The sequence below is a fragment of the Streptomyces sp. NPDC086023 genome (assembly GCF_044540325.1).
In the GTDB taxonomy this organism is placed as follows: domain Bacteria; phylum Actinomycetota; class Actinomycetes; order Streptomycetales; family Streptomycetaceae; genus Streptomyces.
The window spans coordinates 256,134-279,602 of sequence record NZ_JBITRX010000011.1; the positions used below are offsets into that span (position 1 = coordinate 256,134).

21 protein-coding genes are annotated in these 23,469 nt (G+C 74.0%); 7 read left to right on the forward strand and 14 right to left on the reverse strand.

From position 1 onward, the window contains the following. Positions 1–6: 6 nt before the first annotated feature. Positions 7–1,314 carry an MFS transporter gene (locus ACIF6F_RS23105; RefSeq protein ID WP_399949480.1) on the reverse strand — a complete coding sequence of 436 codons (1,308 nt, stop codon included), beginning with the start codon at positions 1,312–1,314 and terminating at the stop codon, positions 7–9. A 206-nt stretch (positions 1,315–1,520) separates the two neighbouring features. Between ACIF6F_RS23105 and ACIF6F_RS23110 the strand changes: the two genes are divergently transcribed. Beyond that, positions 1,521–2,909 (forward strand): PLP-dependent aminotransferase family protein, encoded by a 1,389-nt coding sequence (locus ACIF6F_RS23110; protein ID WP_399949482.1) that lies wholly within the window; start codon positions 1,521–1,523, stop codon positions 2,907–2,909. On the opposite strand, the gene ACIF6F_RS23115 is transcribed toward ACIF6F_RS23110, so the two are convergent. Continuing rightward, a complete protein-coding gene (locus ACIF6F_RS23115; RefSeq protein ID WP_399949484.1) occupies positions 2,906–3,094 on the reverse strand; it encodes a hypothetical protein in 189 nt (62 codons plus the stop codon). The two genes, ACIF6F_RS23110 and ACIF6F_RS23115, sit on opposite strands and share 4 nt — an antisense overlap. An 8-nt stretch (positions 3,095–3,102) precedes the next feature. On the opposite strand from ACIF6F_RS23115, the gene ACIF6F_RS23120 reads away from it, so the two are divergent. Together ACIF6F_RS23120 and ACIF6F_RS23125 are read left to right on the forward strand one after the other, a co-directional pair. Continuing rightward, the gene (locus tag ACIF6F_RS23120) at positions 3,103–3,591 is read left to right on the forward strand and encodes a helix-turn-helix domain-containing protein (RefSeq protein ID WP_399949486.1); all 489 of its coding nucleotides are present in this window, start codon (positions 3,103–3,105) and stop codon (positions 3,589–3,591) included. A 176-nt stretch (positions 3,592–3,767) separates the two neighbouring features. Then, positions 3,768–4,136 carry an SH3 domain-containing protein gene (locus ACIF6F_RS23125; protein WP_399949488.1) on the forward strand — a complete coding sequence of 123 codons (369 nt, stop codon included), beginning with the start codon at positions 3,768–3,770 and terminating at the stop codon, positions 4,134–4,136. A 46-nt stretch (positions 4,137–4,182) separates the two neighbouring features. On the opposite strand, the gene ACIF6F_RS23130 is transcribed toward ACIF6F_RS23125, so the two are convergent. Then, entirely contained in the window at positions 4,183–4,722 is a 540-nt protein-coding gene (locus tag ACIF6F_RS23130) for a hypothetical protein (protein WP_399949490.1), read from the reverse strand. A gap of 211 nt (positions 4,723–4,933) precedes the next feature. On the opposite strand from ACIF6F_RS23130, the gene ACIF6F_RS23135 reads away from it, so the two are divergent. Further along, a complete protein-coding gene (locus ACIF6F_RS23135) occupies positions 4,934–5,446 on the forward strand; it encodes a hypothetical protein (RefSeq protein ID WP_399949492.1) in 513 nt (170 codons plus the stop codon). A 25-nt stretch (positions 5,447–5,471) separates the two neighbouring features. Here the strand turns inward: ACIF6F_RS23135 and ACIF6F_RS23140 are convergent, their stop codons facing one another. Both ACIF6F_RS23140 and ACIF6F_RS23145 read right to left on the reverse strand, forming a co-directional pair. After that, a complete protein-coding gene (locus ACIF6F_RS23140; protein ID WP_399949494.1) occupies positions 5,472–6,479 on the reverse strand; it encodes a hypothetical protein in 1,008 nt (335 codons plus the stop codon). Further along, on the reverse strand, positions 6,458–7,831 hold the full coding sequence (locus ACIF6F_RS23145; protein ID WP_399949496.1) for a flavin-dependent oxidoreductase: 1,374 nt from the start codon (positions 7,829–7,831) through the stop codon (positions 6,458–6,460). The genes ACIF6F_RS23140 and ACIF6F_RS23145 overlap by 22 nt, the downstream gene beginning before the upstream one ends. A 447-nt stretch (positions 7,832–8,278) precedes the next feature. Here ACIF6F_RS23145 and ACIF6F_RS23150 point away from each other — a divergent pair, with 447 nt between their 5' ends. Continuing rightward, the gene (locus ACIF6F_RS23150; protein ID WP_399949498.1) at positions 8,279–8,800 is read left to right on the forward strand and encodes a hypothetical protein; all 522 of its coding nucleotides are present in this window, start codon (positions 8,279–8,281) and stop codon (positions 8,798–8,800) included. Positions 8,801–8,936: 136 nt separating this feature from the next. Then, positions 8,937–9,806 carry an NAD(P)-dependent oxidoreductase gene (locus ACIF6F_RS23155; protein ID WP_399949500.1) on the forward strand — a complete coding sequence of 290 codons (870 nt, stop codon included), beginning with the start codon at positions 8,937–8,939 and terminating at the stop codon, positions 9,804–9,806. A gap of 136 nt (positions 9,807–9,942) precedes the next feature. Here the strand turns inward: ACIF6F_RS23155 and ACIF6F_RS23160 are convergent, their stop codons facing one another. Then, positions 9,943–11,790: a hypothetical protein gene (locus ACIF6F_RS23160; RefSeq protein ID WP_399949502.1), complete on the reverse strand. Its 1,848-nt coding sequence runs from the start codon at positions 11,788–11,790 to the stop codon at positions 9,943–9,945. A gap of 185 nt (positions 11,791–11,975) precedes the next feature. Between ACIF6F_RS23160 and ACIF6F_RS23165 the strand changes: the two genes are divergently transcribed. Then, positions 11,976–12,719 (forward strand): ricin-type beta-trefoil lectin domain protein, encoded by a 744-nt coding sequence (locus tag ACIF6F_RS23165; protein WP_399949504.1) that lies wholly within the window; start codon positions 11,976–11,978, stop codon positions 12,717–12,719. A gap of 338 nt (positions 12,720–13,057) precedes the next feature. Here ACIF6F_RS23165 and ACIF6F_RS23170 read toward each other — a convergent pair whose 3' ends face one another. The 8 genes from ACIF6F_RS23170 to ACIF6F_RS23205 all read right to left on the reverse strand — a co-directional run bounded on the left by ACIF6F_RS23170 (position 13,058) and on the right by ACIF6F_RS23205 (position 23,460). Next, positions 13,058–13,477, reverse strand: coding sequence for a hypothetical protein (locus ACIF6F_RS23170; protein WP_399949506.1), 420 nt, complete (start codon positions 13,475–13,477; stop codon positions 13,058–13,060). 169 nt (positions 13,478–13,646) lie between these two features. After that, the gene (locus ACIF6F_RS23175) at positions 13,647–13,934 is read right to left on the reverse strand and encodes a WhiB family transcriptional regulator (RefSeq protein WP_399949508.1); all 288 of its coding nucleotides are present in this window, start codon (positions 13,932–13,934) and stop codon (positions 13,647–13,649) included. A 44-nt stretch (positions 13,935–13,978) separates the two neighbouring features. Then, complete coding sequence (locus ACIF6F_RS23180) at positions 13,979–14,194, reverse strand: hypothetical protein (protein WP_399949510.1); 216 nt, start codon at positions 14,192–14,194, stop codon at positions 13,979–13,981. A 150-nt stretch (positions 14,195–14,344) separates the two neighbouring features. Further along, positions 14,345–15,385, reverse strand: a complete 1,041-nt coding sequence (locus tag ACIF6F_RS23185) for a hypothetical protein (RefSeq protein WP_399949512.1) — start codon at positions 15,383–15,385, stop codon at positions 14,345–14,347. Positions 15,386–15,410: 25 nt separating this feature from the next. Then, positions 15,411–17,333: a DNA/RNA non-specific endonuclease gene (locus ACIF6F_RS23190; protein WP_399949514.1), complete on the reverse strand. Its 1,923-nt coding sequence runs from the start codon at positions 17,331–17,333 to the stop codon at positions 15,411–15,413. Positions 17,334–17,575: 242 nt separating this feature from the next. Then, positions 17,576–19,072, reverse strand: coding sequence for an FG-GAP-like repeat-containing protein (locus tag ACIF6F_RS23195; RefSeq protein ID WP_399949516.1), 1,497 nt, complete (start codon positions 19,070–19,072; stop codon positions 17,576–17,578). Between the two features lie 235 nt (positions 19,073–19,307). Further along, positions 19,308–21,755, reverse strand: coding sequence for a trypsin-like serine protease (locus ACIF6F_RS23200; protein WP_399949518.1), 2,448 nt, complete (start codon positions 21,753–21,755; stop codon positions 19,308–19,310). 85 nt (positions 21,756–21,840) lie between these two features. After that, positions 21,841–23,460 carry a trypsin-like serine protease gene (locus ACIF6F_RS23205; protein ID WP_399949520.1) on the reverse strand — a complete coding sequence of 540 codons (1,620 nt, stop codon included), beginning with the start codon at positions 23,458–23,460 and terminating at the stop codon, positions 21,841–21,843. Between the last annotated feature and the right edge of the window lie 9 nt (positions 23,461–23,469).

Here is a 23,469-nt window from a genome sequence, read left to right on the forward strand (position 1 = left end):
CCGGGATCAGGCGGGGCGCACGGCGGCCGGGGCGGGCTCACCCTCGGGAGCAGGACCGGAACCGGGCTCCGGATCGGGCTCCGGATCGGGCCGGAGGGGCATCGTCTTCAGCCGGCGCACCGCCGAGAAGAACACCGGGAGGGCGCAGCAGGGCAGGGCCAGGGCGGCGACCGTGACGGCCGTACGCAGGTCCCACACCTCGGCCAGCAGCGCTCCCGCCGCCGCGCCGAGGGGCATCGTGCCCCAGATGAGGAACCGGTTGGTCGCGTTCATCCGGGCCAGCATCTCCGGCGGCGTGCCGGCCTGGCGGAGGGTGACCGCGTCGACGTTCCAGATGCCGCCGCCCGCGGCGGTGAGGGCGAGGCCGGCGGCGAGCCAGGCCCAGGTCGCCGTCTCCGGGGCGAGGGCCACCAGCACGGAGCCGCCGTGGAGGAGCGCGCTGAGGACGATGGTCCGGCCGACGCCTAGGCGGTCGTTGAGCCAGGGTGTGACCAGCGAGCCGGCCAGGTAGCCCAGGTTGGAGAGGGCGAGGACGAGGCCGACGGTGACCGCCGCAAGGTGCAGGTCGCGCACGGCGTGGGTGACGAAGACCGCCAGCAGGGCTTCCGTGCAGAGGTTCGCCCAGGCCGCGGACAGGGCGAGCGGGCGGATGTGGCGGTGCGTCAGGCAGTAGCGCAGGCCCGCCCCGACCTGGCGCAGCAGCCCCTCGGACCGGTCCGCGCCCGGCGGTGACGGCAGCAGGGGCAGCCCGCGCAGGAGGACGGCCGAGAGCAGGTAGCTGAGGGCGTCCGCGAGCACGGCGACGGGTGCGGTGAGCAGTTGGACGAGCGAGCCGCCGAGCGCCGGGCCGGAGGTCTGGGCGGTGGCGCGGACCGCTTCGAGGCGTCCGTTGGCCACGGCGAGGTGCTCCCGCTCCACCACCGACGGCAGCACGGAGAGGGCCGCGACGTCGAAGAGGACGCCCGCGGCACCGGTGGCGAAGGCGACGACGTAGAGCTGCGCGAGGCCGAGCACGTCCAGGGCGTACGCCACCGGCACGCTGAGCAGCAGCAGGAAGCGCACCACGTCGCAGCGGATCATCAGCGGGCGCAGGGGCAGGCGGTCGACCCAGGCACCGGCCGGGAGACCGAGGAGCAGGAACGGCGCCGTGGCCGCGGCGGCGAGCAGGGCGACCTGGCCGGGGGTGGCGTCGAGCGCGCCGAGGGCGGTGAGGGGCAGGGCGATCACGGAGACGTGGGTGCCGGCCAGGCTGACGCCGACCGAGGCCCACAGGCCGCGGAAGCCGCGGCTCCGCCATATGGGGTGGGGTTTCACGATTGACACCCTAGAGAGACCCAATGAAGGGTGTCAATCGACCGAGTAAGGGGTTCAATCGAGCGCCGACAGCGGATTGCGCCCGTACACGTGCCGATCGTGACGCTAATCTTGGGTGTCAATCCGGTCGCCCAGGGGTGTCGATCCGCGCATCCGCCCGTCCGAGCGGCGGCACACGGCGGCACCGCCACGAGAGGAAGGGCCCGATGTCCCACCCGGAAGCCTCCTGGCTGCCCGGCGAGCCGGCCCCCGGCCGCCCCGCCTACCGTGCCCTCGCCGATGCCCTGGCCCGCGACATCGCCGCCGGGCGGCTGCGTGCGGGCGACCGGCTGCCCACGCAGCGCGCGCTGGCCCGCGCCCTCGGGGTCACCGTCGGCACCATCGCGCGGGCGTACACGGAGGCCGAGAGCCGCGGGCTGATCTCCTCGGAGGTGGGGCGCGGGACGTTCGTACGTACGGGCTTCGGCCTGGCCGGCGCCGAGCGCGGCGCGGTGGACCTGGCCTCCCTGCACCCGCCGGTCTCCCCCGGCGTCGACCCCGCCGGCCTCCTCGGCGCCGCGCTGGCCGGACTGGCCGACGACCCGGTCGCGTTGCTCGCCGTCGCGACGACCGAGCAGAACCAGGACGCGCCCGCCCACACCGAGGCCGCCGCGGCCTGGGTCTCCCACGCCGGCTGGCACCCGGAACCCGGGCGCGTTCTGCTGACCTCCGGGGCCCAGCACGCCCTGACCGTCACGCTGCTCGCCCTCGCCGGGGCGGGCGGCACGGTGGCGACCACCCCGCTCACCAACCCCGGCCTGATCGCCGCGGCCCGGCGGCTCTCCGTGCCCCTGGTCGCCGTCGAGAGCGACGGGCACGGCATGCTGCCCGACGCGCTCGCGCGGGCCTGTGCGGCAGGACCGGTCGCCCTCGTCCACCTCCAGCCCACGCTCGCCAACCCGACGGGCCGCACCATGCCGGCCGACCGGCGCGAGGCGCTCGCCGCGGTGTGCGAACGGGCCGGCGTCTGGGTCCTGGAGGACGACCCGCTGAGCCCGCTGGCCGACGCCCGCCCGGCACCGCTGGCGGCGCTGCTGCCCGGCCGCACCTGCCACGTCGCCAGCACGGCGAAGGTCCTCACGCCGGGGCTGCGCATCGGCGTCCTGGCCGCCCCCCGCGAGGCGCACGCCGAGCTCGCCTCCGCCGTCCGGGCCACCACCTGGCTGGCCCCGCCGCTGCTCGGCGACATCCTGGCGCGCTGGGTACGGAGCGGCACGGCCGGCGTCCTGACCGCAGCCCGCGCGGAGGCGACCCGCCGGCGCAACGCCCTGGCCCGCGAACTCCTCGCCGGGCTCGGCGTCCACGTGGACCCCTCGGCACCCCACCTCTGGCTGCCGCTTCCGGAACCGTGGTCGGCCGGCCAGTTCGCCTCCGCCGCCCGGGAGGCCGGCATCCTCGTGTCGCCGGGCGACGAATACACCCCGAGCCGCGCCCGCGCGGCCTTCGGCGTCCGCGTGGCCCTCAACGCCGGCGTCGACGACGAGACCCTCCGCACGTCCCTGGCCACCCTGCGCCGCCTGACCACCACCACACCCCCGCCGGAGCCCCTCGGCTAGCCGCTCGCGGCAAGCCCTCCTCCGGCGCCGCGGAAGCGGCGGAGGGCGGGGGACCGGACGGCGGGGAGCCCGGCCAGGGTGTCCCTGAAGGCGCGGTGGTGGGGTGTCAGGGGGCGCCAGGGGCGGTGTGGCAGGGGGTAGTCGTCGCGCAGGACGCCCGCCGGCAGCACGCCGGTCGCGGGCATCGGCGAGGATGGTGACGACCAGCGACGGGATCACCACCGCCGGCGCCGCGTTCAGCCACCTCGACCTGGCGCTGGCGATCGTCGGGACCCGCAGTCCCGCCCTCGCCGACCTGGTGCGGCGCTACCTCGTCGTCGACGACCGGGCCGCCCAGGCCGCGTACGCGATCCCGAGCGCGCTCGCCGAGCACGACCCGCTGGTCTCGGCGTTCGAGCGGTGGGTGCGGGCGCGGATGGGCGAGCCGCTGTCGATCGCGGCGGCCGCCCGGGCGCTCGGGGTGAGCGAGCGCACCCTCCAGCGCACGGTCACCCGGACCCTCGGCTGCTCCCCCATCCGCCTCGTGCAGAACCTCCGGGTGGAACAGGCCGAGCACCTGCTGCGCACGACCGCGCTGCCGCTGGCGGCCGTGGCCCGCCGGGTCGGTTACGAGAGCCCGGGCCCGCTGCGCGCACTCCTGCGCGACCGGCTGGGCCGCGGCGCGCGCAGCCTCCGGAGCTGAGCGGCCCTCCGGCGCCCGGAGGGGCGCCCCCGCCCGCCGCGGGGCGGCCGCGCTCCCCCGTACGGCCCTACCCGCGCGTGTCCTCACCGCGCGCGCGGGGCGGGACCGGATAGTCGGGCAGGCGGACCCGGCCCGTGCACCGGCCGGGCACACGAGGCTGGAGTGGAGCGATGACGATGAAGACGGCAGTGTTGGCACCCGTGGTGGCGGCCGGACTGGTGCTCGGGGCGGCGGGGTGGGCAGCAGGCGACCAGGCGGCCGCGCCCGGCCGGGCGGCCGGGGCCCCGCACTCCGGGCCCGTCGCCGCCAAGGCCGGGTACCCCGAGGGCGTGGTCCTCTCCAAGAGCGGCCTGAACGTCCGCGCCAAGCCCACCGTGTACTCGAAGACGGTCAAGACGCTGAAGCCCCGCCAGAAGGTCCTGCTCAACTGCCAGAAGCGCGGCGGCTGGGTGCAGGGCAACCCGGTCTGGTACCGGCTGCAGAACGTCAACGGCTGGGTCTCGGCCCGCTACGTGCACAACCTGAAGCCCGTACGGGCCTGCTGACCCCATCTCAGGAGCGGTCCGGTCGCTCCGGGCCCGCGCCCGGCCCTCAGTGACCCGCGACGAGCTTGACCGTCACCACCCCGAGGCCGATGGCCGCGTCGACCAGACCCGCCAGGGCCGATACGAGGAGGCCGCCGCCCATGCGGCGGCCTCCGGTGTATCCCCAGGCCGCGAGCGAGGCGACGTCCACGCCGACCGCCACCCACAGCGCGGTCTCCAGCCCGAGCACACCGGCGGCCGACAGGCCCACCATGACCAGCGGGCCCGCGGCGCTGCCGAGCAGGGGGCTGCTGACGAACAGGAAGTGCTGCACCTCCCGCCGGTCGGGCAGGCGCTGGTGGACGACGCGGTGCGCCTGCGCGTCGGCGACCAGCGTCGCCAGCCACAGCCCGACGGCGGTGCACGTCACGTACAGCGCGGCCGTGGCGTGCCGGGTGTGCGGGTTCTGGGCCAGTCCGACGACGACGGCCAGCATCGTGATGGCCGCGTAGATGCGTTCCTTGAGCCGTTCGCGCAGGGCTTCGAGCATCTCGGGCGAGGGGCCGCTGACCCCGGCCGCCGGCCGGTCGGCCGGAAGGTCTGACATACCGGAACCGTAGGAGGGGCGGCGCGGACCCGGCCGCGCGACGCGCGGGGGCAGCGGGCGGGAGTGGGCCGGTCCGCACCGGGGCGGCAGGCGGAGCAGGTCGCTCCGTGGCCCGTGGCGGATGCGCGTCCGGAGGCTGCGTCACGGCCGGGTAGGGTCCGTCTGTTCAAAACGTGCCCCGTCCGCCGGGGCCGTGTGAGGGAGGGGAGCCATGAGCGGCACCGGATCGACCGACAGCACGTGGGCGCTGAGCGCCAAGGAGGGCGGGGGCCTCGCGGGCCGCTGGTGGAAGTGGGCGCTGTCCGCGCCCGACGACGTCAGCCCGGTCCGGGACGAGACCGGCGAGTTCGCCGACTGGAAGCAGCCCAGGGACCTGTGGTTCCTCGCGGGGACGTACGGCGGCAAGGTGGTGCGCCGCTGCGCCGTGCCGTCCGACCGGCCGCTGTTCTTCCCGGTGCTCAACATGCAGCACACCCGGGAGTACTCCAAGGTTCCGCAGTCCATGGGCGTGGCCGAGGCCTCGGCCACGCTCAACGGGATACCGCTGGCCCTCCAGGAGTTCGCGGCCCCCTTCCGCACGGGCCTGACGCGCCGCTTCGCGTGGGGGATCTGGTGCGGCATCACGCCGCTGACCCCGGGCGAGTACGTCCTGGAGATCCGGGCCGAGGCCACCAACGGCTTCTGGGTGGACACCACGTACCACCTGGAGGTCACGGCGCCCTGACGGGCCCGCGCGGCCCCGGCGGCTGCTACCGCGTCCGCGGGTACGCCGCCGGCCAGGCCCCGTACGGCGCCGACCAGCCGCCACCGGCCGCGGAGTCCGGGGAGCGGCGGACGAAGTCCGTGAGCGAGACCGTGTGGGCGCCGGTCTCCGGCCGGTACGCGGTGCAGTAGCGCGTCGGGTACCAGCCGGGGGTCCGCCAGACGGCCGGCTGCGGCACCGGCTCGCAGGTCCGGTGGCCGGGCACGGTCCGCTGCCGCTCCAGGAACGCCTTGGTGAGCATGGGCTCGATGAAGATCAGCCGGCCGCCGTAGGCCCCGTAGATCAGCGTCTGGCCGGCCAGGGTCCCCGTGCTCGGGGGCCGGCTGTCCAGGTGGGAGCCCATCGCGCCCTCCGCGGTCTGCGGGCTGGACGCGGGGTACCCGGCGGGCAGGTGGGCGGCGGGCACCGGCCGGGAGGCGGTGGCCAGCTGGCCGCAGTCGATCATCAGTGCGCAGCCGCCGACCCGGATGGCCGCGCGCTCCGCCGGGGGCACCAGGTAGAAGTGCACGTCGAAGTGCGGGACGTCGTAGCGGCCGTGCGGGGTGTGGCCGTGCGGGTTCCAGTTGAACAGCACCCAGTCGAAGGGCAGCGCGGGCCGGTCCGGCGGGGTGGCCGGCAGCGCCAGCTCGCGGCCGTGGCCGCCGACGCACTCGTGGGCGGGGTCGCGGACGCCGTCGCCGTCCGCGTCGTGGCAGTGCTCGCCGTCCGTGGGGGTGGACGGCAGCCGGTCGAGGGCGCCGGCCGAGAGTTCGACGCCGACGGCCCGGGGCCGGTCGCGGGCGTACTCGGTGTAGACGCGCACCCGCCCGTCGCCGAGCCGCTGCTCCGGACCCCGGCGGACGCACGTCCCGGAGGGGTCCGGCCCGCAGTCCTCCGGGACCGCCGGGGCGGACGCCGACCGGGAGGCGGACGGCGTCGGGAACGCCGCCGCCGCGGGGAGCAGGGCGGCCAGCAGGGCCGCGGAGGTCAGGCCTACGGCGTGGACCAGGCGCATACCGGAGCCGTTCGTGCCGGGACGTTCCACGAGGGACGTGCGTTGAGCCCCGCCGCGTCCACGCCCGTCACCTGGCGCGTGCAGGACCTGATGCCGGCCAGTCTGTGTGCTGGTAGCACTTCACGAATGTCGGAGAAGCCGTTCGGGGCGAGGACCTCCACCTGATGGAGCAGCGGGTCCGGCTCCAGGCGGCGGTGGGCGGCCAGCAGCCGGGAGGTCTCGGGGCGGCGGGCCGCGTCGTAGCGGGCGAGGGCCTCGTCGACGTCGTGGTGGGCCAGTTCGTACGCGAGCACCCGGGCGTCCACGATGGCCTGCGAGGCGCCGTTGGAACCGGTCGGGTACATGGGGTGGGCGGCGTCGCCGAGCAGCACGACCCGGCCGTCGACCCAGCTGGGCAGCGGGTCCCGGTCGATCATCGGGTAGCGGAGGATGCGTGGTGCCGCGCCGACGATGGCGTGCAGGTCGAGGAACCCGGTCCGCCAGCCGTCCAGATGGGCGAGGACCAGGTCCGGGGAGGTGGCGGAGTCCCAGTCGGCCGGGGGCGGGCCCCCGCCCGGCAGGCCGGCGCCCGAGGAGCCGCCCTCCGAGGGGCCACCCTCCGAGGGGCCGCCGTCCCCCCGCGTCTCGACCACCCAGTTGAGCAGGCAGCGCCCGGCGGCGTCGGGCCGGGTGACGGGGTACACCACGGCCTTCACGCGGGAGTTGCAGCCGAAGATCGTCATCGTGCGCCCGTCGAGGTAGGCCGGCCCCTCGGTGACGCCCCGCCACATGCAGATGCCGTTGGACACCGGCGGGCCCTCGCCGGGGTACATGGTGGCGCGCACCGCCGAGTTGACGCCGTCCGCCGCGATCAGCAGGTCACCGCTGTACCGGGCGGACTCCCCGGCGGCGAGGGCCCGGACCGCCGGCACTCCCCCGGTACGGGTCTGCCGGTACCCGGTGAGGCGGCGGCCGGTGACGACGGCCCCGGGGCCGAGCCGCTCGCGCACCGCGGCCAGCAGCAGTTCCTGGAGCCGTGCCCGGTGGATCGAGTACTGCGGCCAGTGGTAGCCGGCGGCGCGGCCGCGCGGCTCCGACCATATGAGGCCGCCGTAACGGTGGTGGTACTGGAGCCGCGAGGTCGCCACCGCCGCCGCGTCGAGGGCTTCCCCCAGGCCGAGTTCGGTGAGTTCCCGTACGGCGGCGGGCTGGAGGTTGATGCCCGCACCGACGGGCCGGAGCCGGGGGCAGGCCTCCACGAGCAGGACGTCGTCGAAGCCCGCGGCGTGGAGGCTGAGCGCCACCGTGAGACCGCCTATTCCGGCTCCGGCGACCAGGATCCTCGGGGTATTTCTTCCGCTGTACGGCGGCATATTCCGCACCTTCCGGGAAAGGACCCCTTCCCGAAAATGCGCCACTCGGCCGGATGCCACAAGCGGGGCCGACCGCGGCCCCGGCATCGGCCCAGTACAGCCCCGACGCGTTCACCCGACCAGCCTACAACTGCGCGCCTCCTCTCGGGTGACATGCCTTTAATCGGGTGTCGGCAACAGAAAGGCTGCGACATGCAACACGTGGCATTCGACGCGCGCGACATCCAACGCCTCCAGCATGCTGTCGATTACGCGCACCATGCGTCCGAGAGTTCCCTGGACAATCTCCTGCCACCCTGGATACCGGGCGGACTGAAACGGGAAATACGTTTCCGCTGCATTGTCTCGCATTGCGCGACACTGCTCTTCCCGCAGACCGCGGATTCCGCGCTCGACCACTTCGAGGAAAAGGGCTGGTCCGCTTCGGCGATAATACCGAGCGTCCTCGTGAAGCGGCGCCTGGTGGAACGCCACGGACTTCCGGACGACGTCGAGGTGTGGGTGACCCGGCTCCGGGTCACGCCCGCGCCCGGCCCCGAGGTCGAGGTCTTCCTCTTCCCCGCCACCAGCCCCGGCTACCGGGACGAGGTGGGCGCGCAGGAGCGCGCGCACGGCTTCGAGAACCACGTGGGGCTGTTCCTGGAGACTCCCGACGAGGACGTGATCGGGGGGCTGATCGACGGACTGGAGTCGGCCGGGCAGTTCCTCTTCGAGGGCTCCGCCCACAACCCGCACGAGAACACCACGATGTTCTACTTCGCGCCCAACGCGCGGGTGGCCGGCGACCGCCGCCGCTTCCCCCGGTGGGAACTCCAGTGCCCCGGCGACCTGTCGGCCCTGGCCGCCCGGCGACCCGTACGCGGTGCGGAACTCCGGCGGGCGTACGCCCGGCTCATGGCCAACCGCCCCGCCGACCAGGTCCCGTCCGTCGTGCTCACCACGCCACGGCACGTCACGCCGACCCGCTGAGCCGCCCCTGCGCACCACTCCACGCCTCCCCTTCGATCGCGCCGCCCGGAGCCGGGCGGCGCGGTCGTGCCGCCAACACGCCGGGGGCCCGCACGGTGCGGGGGCCGCCGCCGCGGGCGCCCCTACGCTGGTCCGCATGACCACCATCGCACTGCTGGGTACCGGGATCATGGGCGCGGGCATGGGGCGCAACCTGCTGGCCGCAGGCCTCACCGTCCGGGTGTGGAACAGGACGCAGGACAAGGCGCTCCCGCTCGCCGAACACGGGGCCGTCGTCTGCGCGACGCCCGCCGAGACCGTCGCGGGGGCGGACGTACTGATCACGATGCTCGGCGACGGAGCCGCCGTCCGCGAGGTGATGGAGTCCGCCGCCGACGCACTGACGGATGGTCAGGTGTGGGCGCAGATGGGCACGGTGGGCGTCGGCGCGCTCGACGAGCTCGCCGCCTTCGCCCGAGACCACGGCCTGGTGTTCGTGGACGCCCCCGTGCAGGGCACCCGGGCGCCGGCCGAGGCGGGCACGCTGGTGGTGCTGGCCGCCGGACCCGCCGACCCGCGGCTCGACCCCGTCTTCGACGCCGTGGGCAGCCGGACCGTGCGGGTGGGAGACCAGGCGGGGGCCGCGACCCGGCTGAAGCTGGCGACCGTCGGCTTCGCCCTCAACCTCACCGCCGCACTCGGCGAGGCCCTGGCCCTCACCGAGGGGCTCGGGGTGGAGCCCTCGCTGTTCCTCACCGCCGTCACCGGCGGGCCGATGGACAACGTGTACGTGCAGACCAAGTCGAAGGCCGTACTGGAAGGCGACTACCAGCCGAGTTTCACCGTGCGGCACGCGGCGGAGAACACCCGGCTGATCTCCGAGGCCGCGGCGGGCGCGGGTGTCTTCGTCGACATGGCGGAGGCGGCGGGCGCCCGGTTCCGGCGCGCGGCGGAGGCCGGGCACGGCGAGAAGGACATGGCGGCCGGGTACTTCGCCAGCCGCCCGGCCGTGGGCGTACCGCGCTGAGCGGGCGCGACGCACCGGAGGCCGGCGTACCGCGCTGAGCTGCGCCGACCGGACCCGCGTCGCGCGAGCTGCGCCCACCAGGCCGGCGTCGCGCGCCGGGCGGGCTGCGTCCGGGCGCCGGGCGGGCCCGCCCCGCTCACCGCCCGGTCGTCCCGAGCCCCGGCACGGGTCCGGCGCCCTGGGCGCCCGGCAGCCGGCCGGCCAGCAGCGCCAGGCCCCGGCGGAGCCTGCGGAAGTAGGTCGCCCGGCTCAGGTGGAGGCTCCGGGCCACCTGGTGGTGCGTACGGGGGCGCCCGAGGTAGTACGCGGCGAGGATGGTGCCCGCCTCCGCGTCGGCGGCGTCCCGCGAGGCGGCGAGGGCGCCCACCGCCTCGTACAGCCAGTCGCACAGCGAACCCGGGGTGGACAGCCCCGGCCGGGCCAGCAGCGGGCTGTCCGCCAGCCGGTCCGGCTCCCGTACGCGGGCCAGCGCCCGGCCGACCAGCGCGGGCAGGTCCGCTGCCGGGCCGGGTCCCGCACCCGGCGCCAGCCGGCGCATCCACCCCGGCAGGCCGGCGGCCGCGAAGTCGTGGCTGTACACCTCCGGGGGCCGCCCGCAGCGGTAGACGTCGTCCCGGACCGCGCCGTGCGGGCGGAAGCTCAGGGTGCGCAGCAGGAGTTGGTAGTCCGGACTCGCGGTGGAGACCACGAGGTGGCCCGCGAGGACGGACCGGACGAGGACGTGCCGCAGGATCTGGGCGTGCGCGCCCGCGTCGGTGCCGAAGGCGGCCCCCAGGAACAGGCCGCCCGCGGGCACCGTACCCTCCGCGTGCTGCTGGAGCAGCGGCTCGATCCCGTCCGCCGTCGCCGACCCGACCGGCAGCAGCGCGGCCAGTGCCACCGGTGCGCCGTCCCGGTCCCTGGCCAGGTGGAACGACGACGTTCCGTCCTCCAGCCAGCGCTGCGTGACGCGTTCCGCGCGCCGGGTGTCGAAGCCGCTGCGCGCCGCCCAGCTGCGCATGAGCCGCCCGACCGCATCGGCCTCCCCCGGCCGTGCGGGGCCGACCAGCGCCGCGTCGTCGACCGGCGGGAACAGGGCGTCGCGGAGGACCGGGTCGCCGGAGAGGAACAGCCCCTGCTCCACCAGCCGGGCCTGCTCCCGGGGGTCCGCGCGCTCGGTGAGCTGCGCCCTGCGGTAGTCCGCGGCGCGCTTGCGCACGCCTTCGTGGGCTCCCGGGCGCCGCCAGGCGTAGGCCAGTTCCAGCAGGCTCCGGTACGGCTCGCGGACCGCCAGCCCGAGCGGCTCGCGCCGCACCACGCTCAGCCCGGCCAGGGCGGAGAACAGGTCCGGGCCGCCGGCCAGCAGCCGCTCGTCCCCGGCCCGTACGGTCGCCAGCAGCCGCAGCGCGTGCCGGTGGCGGCCGCCAGGCCTGGCGTGCTCCCGGTCGAGCCGGCGTACGACCTCCTCGGCCACGGCGTCGGCGACCGCGCCCGGTGCGTCGGCCGGCGTGCCCGACAGCAGCTCCCGGCAGGCCAGTTCGGCCAGCAGGGGCAGTCCGCCGGAGAGGCGGACCGCGAGGGCCACCGCCTCGGGGTCGGTCAGGCCCGCGGCCCGGACCTGCTCCTCCACGGCCGCTGCCGGGCGGGGACCGAGCGGCACGGTCACGGGGTCGTGCCGCGCCCAGCCGGGGGCGGCTCGCAGCGGGCGCCGGCTGACCAGCACCACCGGCCGGGCACGCGCGTCCAGCGCCTCGGCGACGGCCTCCGCGTGCCCCGGTCCGTCCACCCCGTCGACCAGCAGCAGCCCGTCGGCGGGCACCGCCGCCAGCTCGGCGGTCCGCTCCCCCGCCCGGTCCGCCGGCAGGCCGGACAGGTCGACGGCCGCCGCCACCGTCAGCCGGCGCGCCAGGGTGCTCTTGCCGGTGCCGAGCCCGCCGCACAGGTTGACGACGGGATGCGCGGCCAGCGCGGCGAGCAGGACGTCGAGGCCATGGGTGATCTTCACGGATCCGGGACGATACCCACCCGCCGTCCTCACAGGTCAGCACACAACCGGCCGATCTGTGTCGGGAGTTGATACTCACGTGAGACTCCCGGCCCGCAGGCCGCGGCTTAGGGTCGAGCCGTCCGCGGGGCCCCGGCGGCACACATCCACCTGCACGGCCACCACCCCCTTGAAAGGAGCCTGGTGTGAAGCTGGTTCGATGGCTGTCGACCACGGCCATGACCTTCCTCGCCGCCACGGCGCTCTTCGCCGGAACGGCGTCGGCGTCCGGCACTGCGGACACCGCGTCGAGCGCCTCCGCCACGGCGGCATTGGCGCCGACCGCCCCGAAGTACTTCCTGGGCACCGGCTACGGCCCGTACAACATCGCCGTCCAGGCGGCCTGGAACTCGGCCTACTCACAGGCCGTGAACGAGGGCTACGACACCAACCGCTGCAGCCGGTCGGCCGGCCCGCGGGCCCAGCAGATCGGCAGCGGCGACTACTACCAGGTGCTCGTGGAGATCTACTGCACCGCGCCGCCGCCGCCCGGCTCCGGCCAGATCGTCGGGGTCCACTCCGGCAAGTGCGTCGACGTGAAGGGGGCCAGCCTCAAGGACGGCGCCCCGATCCAGCTCTACGACTGCAACGGCACCGACGCGCAGATGTGGCGGCTGGAGGCCGACGGCACGCTCCGCGCGCTCGGCCGGTGCATGGACGTCCAGTACGCGAAGACGGAGAACGGCTCGCTGCTCGGTCTCAACTCCTGCCACCAGGGCCTGAACCAGAAGTGGGAGGTGCTCCCGGGCGGTCTGCTGCGCAGCCTGCACTCCGGCCGCTGCCTCGACGCTCTGGGCTGGGCCACGGGCAACGGGGCGCGCCTGGGCATCTGGGACTGCACCCCGACGCACACCAACCAGCAGTGGCGCGGTGCCCCGCTGGGCACCTGACCCAGGTGGCCGGGCCCCCGCCCGGCCACCCCTTCCCGTCAGACCGCACGGATCTCCTCGTCGCCGAGGGAGACCGGCACGGTGGCGGAGGGGGACCCGGGCGGCGTCCCGGGCGGCCGGCCGCCGTCGGTGACGCGCCAGGCGCGACGCGTCGGGTGGCCGCGTCGGCCTTGGCGAGGCCCGAGCGCAGCAGGGCGGCGCTGTCCTGCGCCTCTGGCGGCACCCAGATCTTGAAGGTCCCGGCGGGGGTCAGGGCCGGGAAGGCGCGGGCATGCGGATGCCGGAGGGGCCGTCGGCCGCTCCGGCATCCGCAGGGTCCGCAGGAATGTCCGCCTGGGTTACTTCTTCACCTTCTTCTTCACCTGCTCCTTGATCTCCTTCTTGATGTCCTTCTTCGTGACGGTGCCGCCGGTGCCGGTGCCGTCGCCGCCGACCGCGGTGGCGTCGCCGGTGTTCACGGCGTCGGCGCTGGCGTTGCCTCCGGTGGCGTTGCCGGTGGTGATGGTGCACTTGCCCTTGCACTCGCCGACGCCGGAGTTGGCGTTGCCGCCGGTGGCGGTGCCGCCGACCGTGGTGTTCTCGGCGTTGGCGTCGCCACCGGTACCGATGCCGTCGGCGCTGTCGGCCGGGGCCAGGGTCACCACCGCCTGCGGAGCGGGCGCGGCCATCGCGGTCGCCGGGAGGGCGATGCCGCCGCCCACCAGAGCGAGGGAGGAACCGGCCAGAACGATGCGACGGGTCAGGAAACGCTGGTACATCGGAATTCTCCATTCGAAACAAAGGTAATTCGGCAACCGCTCCCCGGATTTCCGGGGGATTCGTTTCCCCCGGTGGGGGCGTGCTTCAAATAAACCCCGAATGGGAATCCCGGTCACGCCACTGCAATACGTGGCTTGACGTGCGGGAATGGCCCTGTTAAAAGCCGCCTCAGGCGGTGGCGCGCAGCGGTGAGGCCAGGGACCTGCGCTCTTCCTCGGTCAGACCGCCCCACACGCCGTAGGGCTCCTGAACGCGCAGGGCGTGCCGCAGGCACTGGGCGCGGACCGGGCACCGCTCGCACACGCGCTTCGCCGCGCGGTCGCGGGCGGCGCGGTCGTCGCCGCGCTCGCCCTCGGGGTGGAAGAACCGTTCCGGCTCCAGCCCGCGGCACGCCGCTTCCGTCTGCCACTGCCACAGGTACTCCGCGGGGCCCGGCAGCCGCGACACGTTCGTCATCTCCGTTTGCCTCCTGGTCTTCGCTGGGGGTGGGGCGGGTGGGGTCAGGTGCGGTCGCGGGTCTCGTCGACCACCGGGAGGGCGGCCGGCACGCGCCGCCGGCGCAGCACGCTCCCGTACACGCCGAGGCCCAGCAGGCCGGCGCCCATCATGATCAGCCCGACCACGTCGAGGTTCACGCTCTCCATCTGCCAGTCGCTCGCGAAGGTGAGGACGGCCCCCACCACGATCAGGGCGATGCAGCCGCCTATGCCGGCCATGTGCGCAGCCTCCTCGTCGGATCGCGTCGTGCGGGGCGGCCCCCGCTCCGGCGCCCGCGCCGTTCCCGGCCGGGCGCCCTGACTCGGCGCGTATGACCCGCGAGTCCTGCCCCAAACACCTCCCTTCCCGGACAGGGAAACCGGACGTGATCACTGGACCAGGTCGAGGTGCGGATGCTCTGGATCCGCGGGGCAGGCGTAGAGCTGCAGGTCGTAGCCGTCCGCGATCTGGATCATGGTCGGCTGCGCCGGGGACGGATCGCTCACGGATCCTGCGGCGCCGGCCCGGTCCTGGTACGGGGTCCAGGTGTCGGTGGTGTCGTCCCATTCGGACGAGGCGATGGTCAGCAGGGGGACCAGCTCGGTGCCGCAGGTACGGCATGGCCGGGGGCGTGGGTCGGTGAGACCCCAGCGGGTCCATCCGCCGACCTTCCAGCCGGGGGCGACGGACAGCGCCTCGTTGTAGAACTCCTCTGCGGTGGGTTCGTCCTCGCCGTCGCATTCGGCACCGGCCGACGGCCATGCGGGGCAGTCCTGCACCTGCCCGTGGAGTTCCCGCCCCAGCTCCGTGGCATGGGGGTACTCGATCACCTGCTCCGGCGTGAGCAGGCAAGGCTGCGGCAGATAGCCGGAGAACTGGACGGCCGGGGGCTCGGGGGGTGCGGCGAGGACGTCGGTGACCGCGGCGGCGGTCCGCCAGAACACGGCGGTCCTGGGGTGTGTCGGGTGGTCGAACGGACACCACAGGACCTGGAGCAGGTCGGCCGGCCCCGGTGGGCGCAGCAGGGGGACGTCGCGTGCGTACACCTGGGCCACGGGCAGCATGGGCACCGGCCCCCGGGGCCAGGGCCGGCCCACGCCGGCCTGCTCGTAGGCGGCCGTCTCCTCGGGCGTGTGGTGCGGCAGCGGGGAACCGCCCTGTGCCCTGCGGGCGGCCGCCGATGTGATGTGCCGCTGCGTCCGGATGTCGTCGGGCGAGAGAGCCGGGTTGTGCTGGTCCCACACGTGCGGGAGGTCGCAGTGGGGCCACGGTTCGCCGGCGGGCCACAGCAGGGGGCCGCCGACCGAGCTGTCGTGCGGCGACGGCGACCCGGCCCGGGGATGCAGCCGGGTCGCCGTGCGTGCCAGGGGAGCCAGCCGGGGCAGGGCCGCGGTGACGTCGAACGGCCGCGGAGGGGTGGTGCGGGTCATGCCGGCTCCTGGTGGTGCGAGTTGATCAGTTACCGAGGTTGTACAGCCCGTTGCCGCCCTGGGTGTTGGGGATGAACTCCTCGTGGAACAGCGGCTGGGACGTGCCGTTCGCCCGCTCGATCCTGGCGGTCATCTCCACACCCAGCGGGATGGTGCTCGTGACGTCCTTGTAGCGCGGTATCACCTCGTAGAAGATCGCGTCATTGGGCCCGAAGGTGGGCTCCTTCACCTCCGTCTGGGCCATGTACTCGTAGGTGCGCATACTGGGCGTTCCGGTGTTCATGCCGAACTGCCAGCACGGGACCAGGTTGTTCTGGTCGCCGACCCTCGAACCCTTTCCGCCGAGGATGTTGGCGATCAGGTGGCACCGGGCCAGGCCGGTGCCAGGGCTGTTGGCTGCGGCGAAGAGCTGGGCGTCCTGCCAGCCCGTGATGTCGCCGGCCGCGGCGGTGCCCCTCTTGAGGGTCTTGCCCAGGCAGGCCTGGGCCACGCTGGCGCGGTGGCCGGCGGGGCCGGGCGGGTTGGTGGTCTTGTTCCGCTGGTCGACCGGTTCGGTGGTGTTCCGGATCCACCCGGTGCCGGAGGGGAACGACCTGGCCGGCGGGTCCTGCAGGCAGGTGGCCTGCGCCTGTGCGGGCGCCGCGGTGACGTTGAGGTCGAACTGCTCGGCGTCCAGGACGCGCTGGGCGGTGAAGTCGCCGGCGAGCTTCTGCTCCGCGGCGTCGAGGTCTGCCGCGGGGACGTGGGCGCGGGTGCAGGCCTTGCCGGTGTCGATGCCCGAGCTGCCGGCCGACCCGTCGTAGTAGTCCCATCCCCCACTGCTGTAGTTGGGGATGATGTCCGTACACAGGGCACCGTCCTTGCCGCCCTCACGGGCGGCGGCGAACGGGAACTCCGCGCAGGTGGCGTTGTCGACGAGGTCGTCCCTCGCTTGGAAGCTGCCACAGGTGGCGCTCTTGCGGTCGGCGACGCCGCTCTTCGCGCGCGTGAGCGGCTTCTTGAAGCCCCAGCCGTCCGAGAGGTTCCTCTGCGCCCAGTGGTAGGCGGCTGCGGCGGCGCCCTGGCCCGAGGACGAGACAGGCTCCGCACTCATCTCCACTGCTGCCATGACGCTGGGCACGACGCACCCCGGGGAGGCCGTGCCGCCGGCGCCGGTGTCTCGGACGGCGTCGTCACAGCGGATCTTGCGGGGGTTGCTCCACGACGCGTTCGGGTCGGTCGCCTGGGCACCGGGCGTGGTGACGTAGAGCGTGTAGGAGGTGGTGAAGTCGAGCTGCTGGCCGGCGGCGGGGGTGGAGGCGTAGGAGACGTCACCGTTGACGGACTGGCCCACGGTCAGGTTCGCGCCGAACCACGGGGCGGTCTTGGTGGCCTTGCAGCCGGCCGAGCAGGCGGATCGGAACTTGGCGCTGAGCGTGGTGACCTGACCGGATGCGCGGGTCATCGTGGTGGTGACGTGCTCGTTCCACGTGGTGCCCTGCGCGGGAAGGGATGCACTGGTCGCGATGTCCAGCGCGCCCGAGCCGATCTCCCTGCCGTTCGAGTCGCGCAGCGTGTAGAGGACTTCCACCCCGCGCACGCAGTACTGGAAGCGCTCGTAGGTGTAGACGCCGGGCGCCGCGAGGGTGCAGCTGCCCGTGCCGGCGGCCAGGGCCGAGGGCGAGGGTGAGGCCTGCGGCGCCCTGCCGGTTGCCGTGGCGCGAGCCGGCCTGCGCGAGGTGCGGACGCTGACGCAGGCTTGGGTGGCGCCGGATCTGCGTGCCTTCGAGTGGGTGGCCGTGGGCTGGCAGCGCTCGCCCGGAGCGGTCGCGAGAAGACTGGTCTCGCGCGCTGGGGCAGTCGGGGGCAAGTCGGCGAGGTTCAGCCTGTCGGCCACGCTGCGCGTCTCGGCCGGGCTGGCGGCTGCGGGGCTCACGCCGGCCGTGGAGAAGCCCACAGCGGCGGCCATCAGAAGAGGGAAAACGATTCTGCGAACGCGTCGCAGACGTGCGGGTGGCCTCATGGGCATCCTTAGCGTGTGGGGCCTGCCGGCCCGCGGGAGAGGGCGCGCCGGTGTGACGCGTGCGGTGGTGGCCCGGCCGACGACGGCAAGCGCCGGATGCCGTGCAGTGGACAGGCGGCGGGGTCGGCCGGGCAGGACGGTCTCCTGTGTGGGATCCGTCCCTTCAGGCATGGGTTCGCGCTGGCGTGTTACACGCCGCTGGCGATCTGGCCGATGCCGTTCCACCCGTTGACGTTGCCGTCGCCGAGCCAGGCGCTGTAGGCGGTACTGGTGCCACTGCCGCGCAGCAGGAAGTCGGTGTGGACGTCACCGTTGAAGTCCGCGAAGTGGACGCGGGCGTGTTCGGTGGTCACGCCCGAGGCGACCTGGCCGACGGTGATCCAGCCTCCGCCGACGTCGCCGCCCTCGTTGACCCACACGTTGACGGAGCCGTTGGGGTTGATGACCCAGTAGTCGGCCCTGCCGTCGCCGTTCCAGTCGGCCAGGCGTACCCGCGAGCGGTCGGTGGTGGTACCGGTGGCGACCCGGCCGATGCCTTCCCAGGCGTTGTCGCCGCGGTTGAGCCAGACGCTGACGTTGCCGTTGTCGACGATCGTGATGTAGTCCGCGCGGCCGTCACCGTCCCAGTCGGCGAACCGGACCTGGTCCTGCTTGGCGGTGATGCCCGAGGCCACGATGCCCAGGTCCTTCCAGCCGCCGCCGACGTCGCCGCCGCGGTTGAGATGGACGTTCACGGAGCCGTTGGCGTTGATGACCCAGTAGTCGGCCCTGCCGTCGCCGTCGTAGTCGGCGAGGCGAACGCGGGAGCGGTCGGCGGTGGTGCCGGTGGCCACGCGACCGACCGTTGCCCAGGCGTTCGGACCGCGGTTGAGCCAGACGCTGACGTTGCCGTCTGTGGCGATGCTGATGTAGTCGGGCTTGCCGTCGCCGTCCCAGTCGGCGAAACGCACCTGGTCGGCGCCGCCGGCCTCGTGCGCCGCGGCGGACCGCCGCGGTTCGGTGGTCTTGACTATCCACTGGGCTATGTCATCGGTACGGACGGCAATGGCGCCGGTCCGGGTTTCGGCCGGGTCGGTGCCGAGGCAGCCGCCCTGCCACGACCGGCTGTTGACGCCGACGAGTTCACCTGCGGCGTTGAGGAGGGGGGATCCGGTGTCGCCCTTGCAGATGGCGTCGGTTCCCTTGCCGACAACGGCCAGGGTGGTGGCGGCCGTGGAGTCCAGGGTGAAGGTGCCGGTGTGGGGCTTGCCGGGAACCCATTCGGTCTTCGTTCGGCCGAGCCCGGCGGAGGTGAGGTCGGTGCCGGTGGCGGGGGCCGAGGTGGCGACCTTGGCGGTGGCTGCGCCTCTGGCAGGCAGCATGAGACGGGCCAGGACCAGATCGCGGTCGGCGCGGGGGGCAAGTTCGGTGACTTCGCGTGTCTCGCCGTTGGCCAGTGTGACGGTGGCCGGCAGCGCGGGCTTGCCCGCGGGCACCGGCTGGCCGGGGACGGTTGCGAAGCAGCCGGCGGCGGTGGCGACCCACCACTCGTCCACCAGGGTGGCGGTGCAGGCGCGGCGGTTCGCCTCGTCTCCGACGTTCAGCCTGACCACGGAGGCGTACTGGCCGGCCGGAGCTTCGGCACCGGTCAGGGCGTGCGCCGGAGCGACGGCGACGAGGCCGGTTGTGACTGTGGTGGCAGTCATCACGAGGCCGGTCAGTCTCGCCTGGCGGCGGGGAAGTGGCATGTGGAACCTCCTTGGTGGCAGGGGTCGGCGCGTGAGGGTGTCTGAGGGGGCCTGGGGGCCTGGGGCCTGGGGGCCTGGGAGAAGCTGTCGACCGCCGCCGGAGCGGCTACGGGGCTTCCCGGGCCGGCGGCGGGCCCCGCCCGTACCGCGGGTGGCGTCCGATACAGGGCGAGGCCGGCCTGCTGTGGGCGCGCTACTTGGTGGTGACGGTGATGTCGGTCGTGCCGGCCAGGCCGCCGGGGACCGCCTTCCACGAGGTCCACGTGCCGAGGCCGCTGTCGAGGACGGAGCCGTGGACCTTGCCGGCGGCGCCGACGGTGTACACGTGGACGTTCTTGCCGGACGGGGTGCTGGTCACGCGGGTGAGGCCGGTGCCGCCGGCGTCGGTCCATGCGGTGTTCCAGCGGCCGGCGTCGTAGTTGCCGTACTGGGTCCACAGGCCGCCGTTGGCGCCGACGATCTGGAGCTCGGTGTTGTTGCCGACGAGGCTGGCGGCGATGTCCTTGACGCCGGCGGCGCCGCCGGGGAGTTCACCCCAGCCGGTCCAGGAGCCGTTCTGGGTGTTGAGGTCGCGGCCGTAGACGCGGCCGTCGGCCACGGCGTACAGGCGCACGGTCGTGCCGGCCGCAACGCTGGTCAGGCCGGTCAGGCCGGAGGCGGAGACGTCGGCCCAGCCGGTGTTCCAGCGGCCGGCGTTGTAGTCGCCGACCTGGGTGTGGAGCGAGCCGACGGATCCGGCGATCTGGAGGTAGACGACGTTGTTGACGATCGCGGCGGTGATGTCGCGGGCGCCGGCGGCGCCGCCCGGGATCTCGCCCCAGCCCGACCAGGTGTTGGTGCGGGTGTCGAGGTCACGGCCGTAGACCCTGCCGCCGGCGATGCCGTAGTAGCGGATGTGGTTCGTGGCGGTGACGCTGGTCAGACGGGTGACTTCGACGCCGCCGACCTGGGCCCACTGGGCGTCGAAGGCCCCGGTCGCGAGGTCGCCCCTCTGGCTGAAGAGCGTGCCCTGGCTGCCCGCGGCCAGGGAGACCCTGGAGGGTGCCGCCACCGCGGTGGCGGAGACGTCGTTGGAGCCGGTGAGGCCGCCGGGGATTTCCTTCCAGGCGGTCCAGGTGCCGGGTCCGCTTTCGAGGGTGGCGTTGAGGACCTTGCCGGAGGAGCCGACGGCGTAGACGTTGACGCTCTTGCCGACGGGGCTGCTGCTCAGGCGGGTGAGGCCGGTGCCGCCCGCGCGGGTCCACGTGGTGTTCCAGTGGCCGGCGTCGTAGTTGCCGTACTGCATCCACACGGCGCCGTCGGCGCCGATGATCTGGAGTTCGACGTTGTTGCCGACGAGGCTGGCGGCGATGTCCTTGACACCGGCGGCGCCGCCGGGGAGTTCGCCCCAGCCGGTCCAGGAGCCGTTCTGGGTGTTGAGGTCGCGGCCGTAGACGCGGCCGTCGGCCACGGCGTACAGGCGCACGGTCGTGCCGGCCGCAACGCTGGTGACGCTGGTGAGGCCGGAGGCGGAGACGTTGGTCCAACCGGTGTTCCAGCGGCCGGCGTTGTAGTCGCCGACCTGGGTGTAGAGGGATCCGTCGACGCCGGCGATGTGGAGGTGCACGACGTTGTTGACGACCGCGGCGGTGATGTCCCTGGTGCCGGCGGCGCCGCCGGGGATCTCGCCCCAGCCCGACCACTGGCCCGTACGGACGTTGAGGTCCTGGCCGTAGACCCTGCCTCCCGCGATCCCGTAGACGCGCAGGTACTCGCCGGAACGCACGCTGGTCACCCGGGTGATGTCCTTGCCGTCGGCCTTGGACCACCCCTGCCCGTACTCCCCGTAGCCGAGGTCGCCGGACTGGCTCCACATGGTGCCGCCACCGCCGGCCAGGACCGACACCCGCGAGCCGTTGCGGGGGGCAGTGACCTGGTCGATCCAGTCGCGGATGTTGTCGGTGCGGGCAGCCACGGCGCCGGTTCGGGTTTCGGCGGCGGGGGTGCCGAGGCAGCCTCCCTGCCAGGAGCGGCTGTTGATGCCCACCAGTTCACCGGCGGCGTTGAGGAGCGGGCCGCCGGTGTCGCCCTTGCACAGGACGTCGGTGCCCTTGCCGGTGGTGCTCAGCGTCGCGGTGTCGGTGTTGCCGGTGGTGAAGGTGCCGGTGTGGAGGTCGCCGGGCACCCAGTCCGTTTTCGTGCGGCCGAAGCCTGCCGCGGTCAGGTCGGTGCCGGCTGCGGGGGCGGTGGTGGCCCGCTTGACGGGGGCGATCGTGGTGACGGGTGCGGCCAGGCGGGCCAGGACCAGGTCACGGTCGGCGGCGCCGGCGGACACTTCGACGATGTCCCGGGTCTGGCCGCCGGCGAAGGTGGCGGTGGCCTTCAGGGCGGGTTGTCCGGCCGTGATGGCTTGACCGGGGGTGGCGGCCAGGCATGCGGCGGCGGTCAGCACCCATCGGGCGTCGACCAGGGCGGCGGTGCAGGCGCGGCTGTTGTCGTCCTCGCCGATGGCCAGTTTCGCGGTGTATGCGTACTGACCGGCAGGGGCTTCGGGGCCCGCCAGGGCATGGGCGGAGCCGGCCGAGATCATGCCCCCGGCGACCGCGGTGGCGGTGACGAGCAGGGATGCCGTCCGCATCGAGCGCGTACGGGTGTGAGTCATGGGTCTTCCTTCACGATGTGCGCCACAACTGCGCTGCCGGTGTCCGTGGCGCCGGGGGTCGCCACGGACACCGGCGACGCGTGGGCTAGAGGGTGCCGGTGATGGCGATGGCGCCGGGAGCGGCGGTGACGCCCTGGGGGGTGACCTCGGTGGTGGTGGCCCAGGTGCGGTCGGTGCGACGCACGGTGTGCAGCACCTTGTTGCCGGTGGTGGTGACGGCCAGTTGGAGTTCACCGTCGACGGTGGCTGCGGAGAGGGACTTGGCCGTGACGGTGCCGAGGATGCCCTTCAGGTCGCCGAGCGGGGTCCAGGTGCCGTTGCCGTTGCGGATGGCGTGGTACTGGCGGGTGTTGTTGTCGGTGGCGATGACGATGTGGGCGTCGTTGCCGGCACCGGCCATGGCGACGGAGGTGATGGGGCCGGTGGTGGAGCCGGTGGCCGCCACGACGTCGCCCCATGGGGTCCACTGGCCGGTGGTGTTGCGGACCGTGTGGTGGGCCTTGCCGCCGCTGAGGGCAGTGACCTGGAGCTGGCCCCCGGCGCTGGCGGTGGCGACGGCGGTGACCTTGCCGATCGGGCCGACGGCGCCGGCGACGTCGCCGAAGGGGGTCCAGTGGCCGGTGGCGTTGCGGACGGTGTGGAAGATCCTGCCGTCGGCGACGGCGACGACGTGGAGGTCGTGGCCGATGGAGACGGCGGAGACCTGCGTGAGGTTCGCGAGGCCGCCGGCGACCGCGCCCACGTCCCCGAAGGTGCCCCAGGTGCCGTCCGCCTTCCGGATGGTGTGGAACAGGCGGGCGTTGTTGCCGACGGCGAGGACGTGGGTGTCGCCGTTGATGCCGGCGGCGGCCGCGGTGCGGATGCCGCCGATGTCGCCTGCCTTGGTCTGGACGTCGGTGAAGCCCGTCCAGTCGCCACCGGCCAGGCGGATGCCCTGGTACAGCGTGGTGCCGGCCTGCAGGAGCGCCTCGGTCTTCCAACCGGCCGTCAGGGCGCGGGTCTGCAGGATCCACTCGCGCAGGTCGTCGGCACGGACGGCGATGGCACCGGTGCGGGTCTCGGCCGGGTCCGTGCCCAGGCAGCCGCCCTGCCAGGAGAGGCTGTTGAGGGCGACGAGCTGCCCGTCGGCGTTCAGGACGGGCCCGCCGGCATCGCCCTGGCAGATGGCGTTGCCCTGCCCGGCGGCTTCGAGGGTGAGGGTGGTGGTCGTGGTGGCGGTGGCCTTGAACGAAGCCGTGTGGACCTTGCCGGGTACCCAGTCGGCCTTGGTGCGGCCGTGGCCGACGGCCGTGACCGCCGTGTCGGCGGCGGGCGCGGCGGAGGCGAGCTTGACGGGGGTCGCGTTGGTGACGGGCCGGTCCAGGCGCAGGAGGATCACGTCCCGGTCGGTGCGCGGGGCGAGTTCGCCGACGTTGTAGGTGCTTGCGCCCACGGTCACCTTGACGGGCTGCTTCGGTGCTCCGGCGGTGGTGTCGGCGGGGAAGCAGCTCTTGGCGCTCAGCAGCCAGTCGCCGGCGACCAGGGTGGCCGAGCAGCCTCGGGCGTTGGTCTCGTCGCCGATGGTGAGATGTGCCGTGTAGGCGTGGGAGCCGGTGTCCGGGGTGCCGATGGCGGCGTGCGCGGATGCGGGTGCCAGCAGGCCGGCGGCGATCAGGGCGGTCAGGCCTGCGGGCAGCCAGGAGCGCCGAGGGCTGGTTCGGGGCATGGGGCTTCC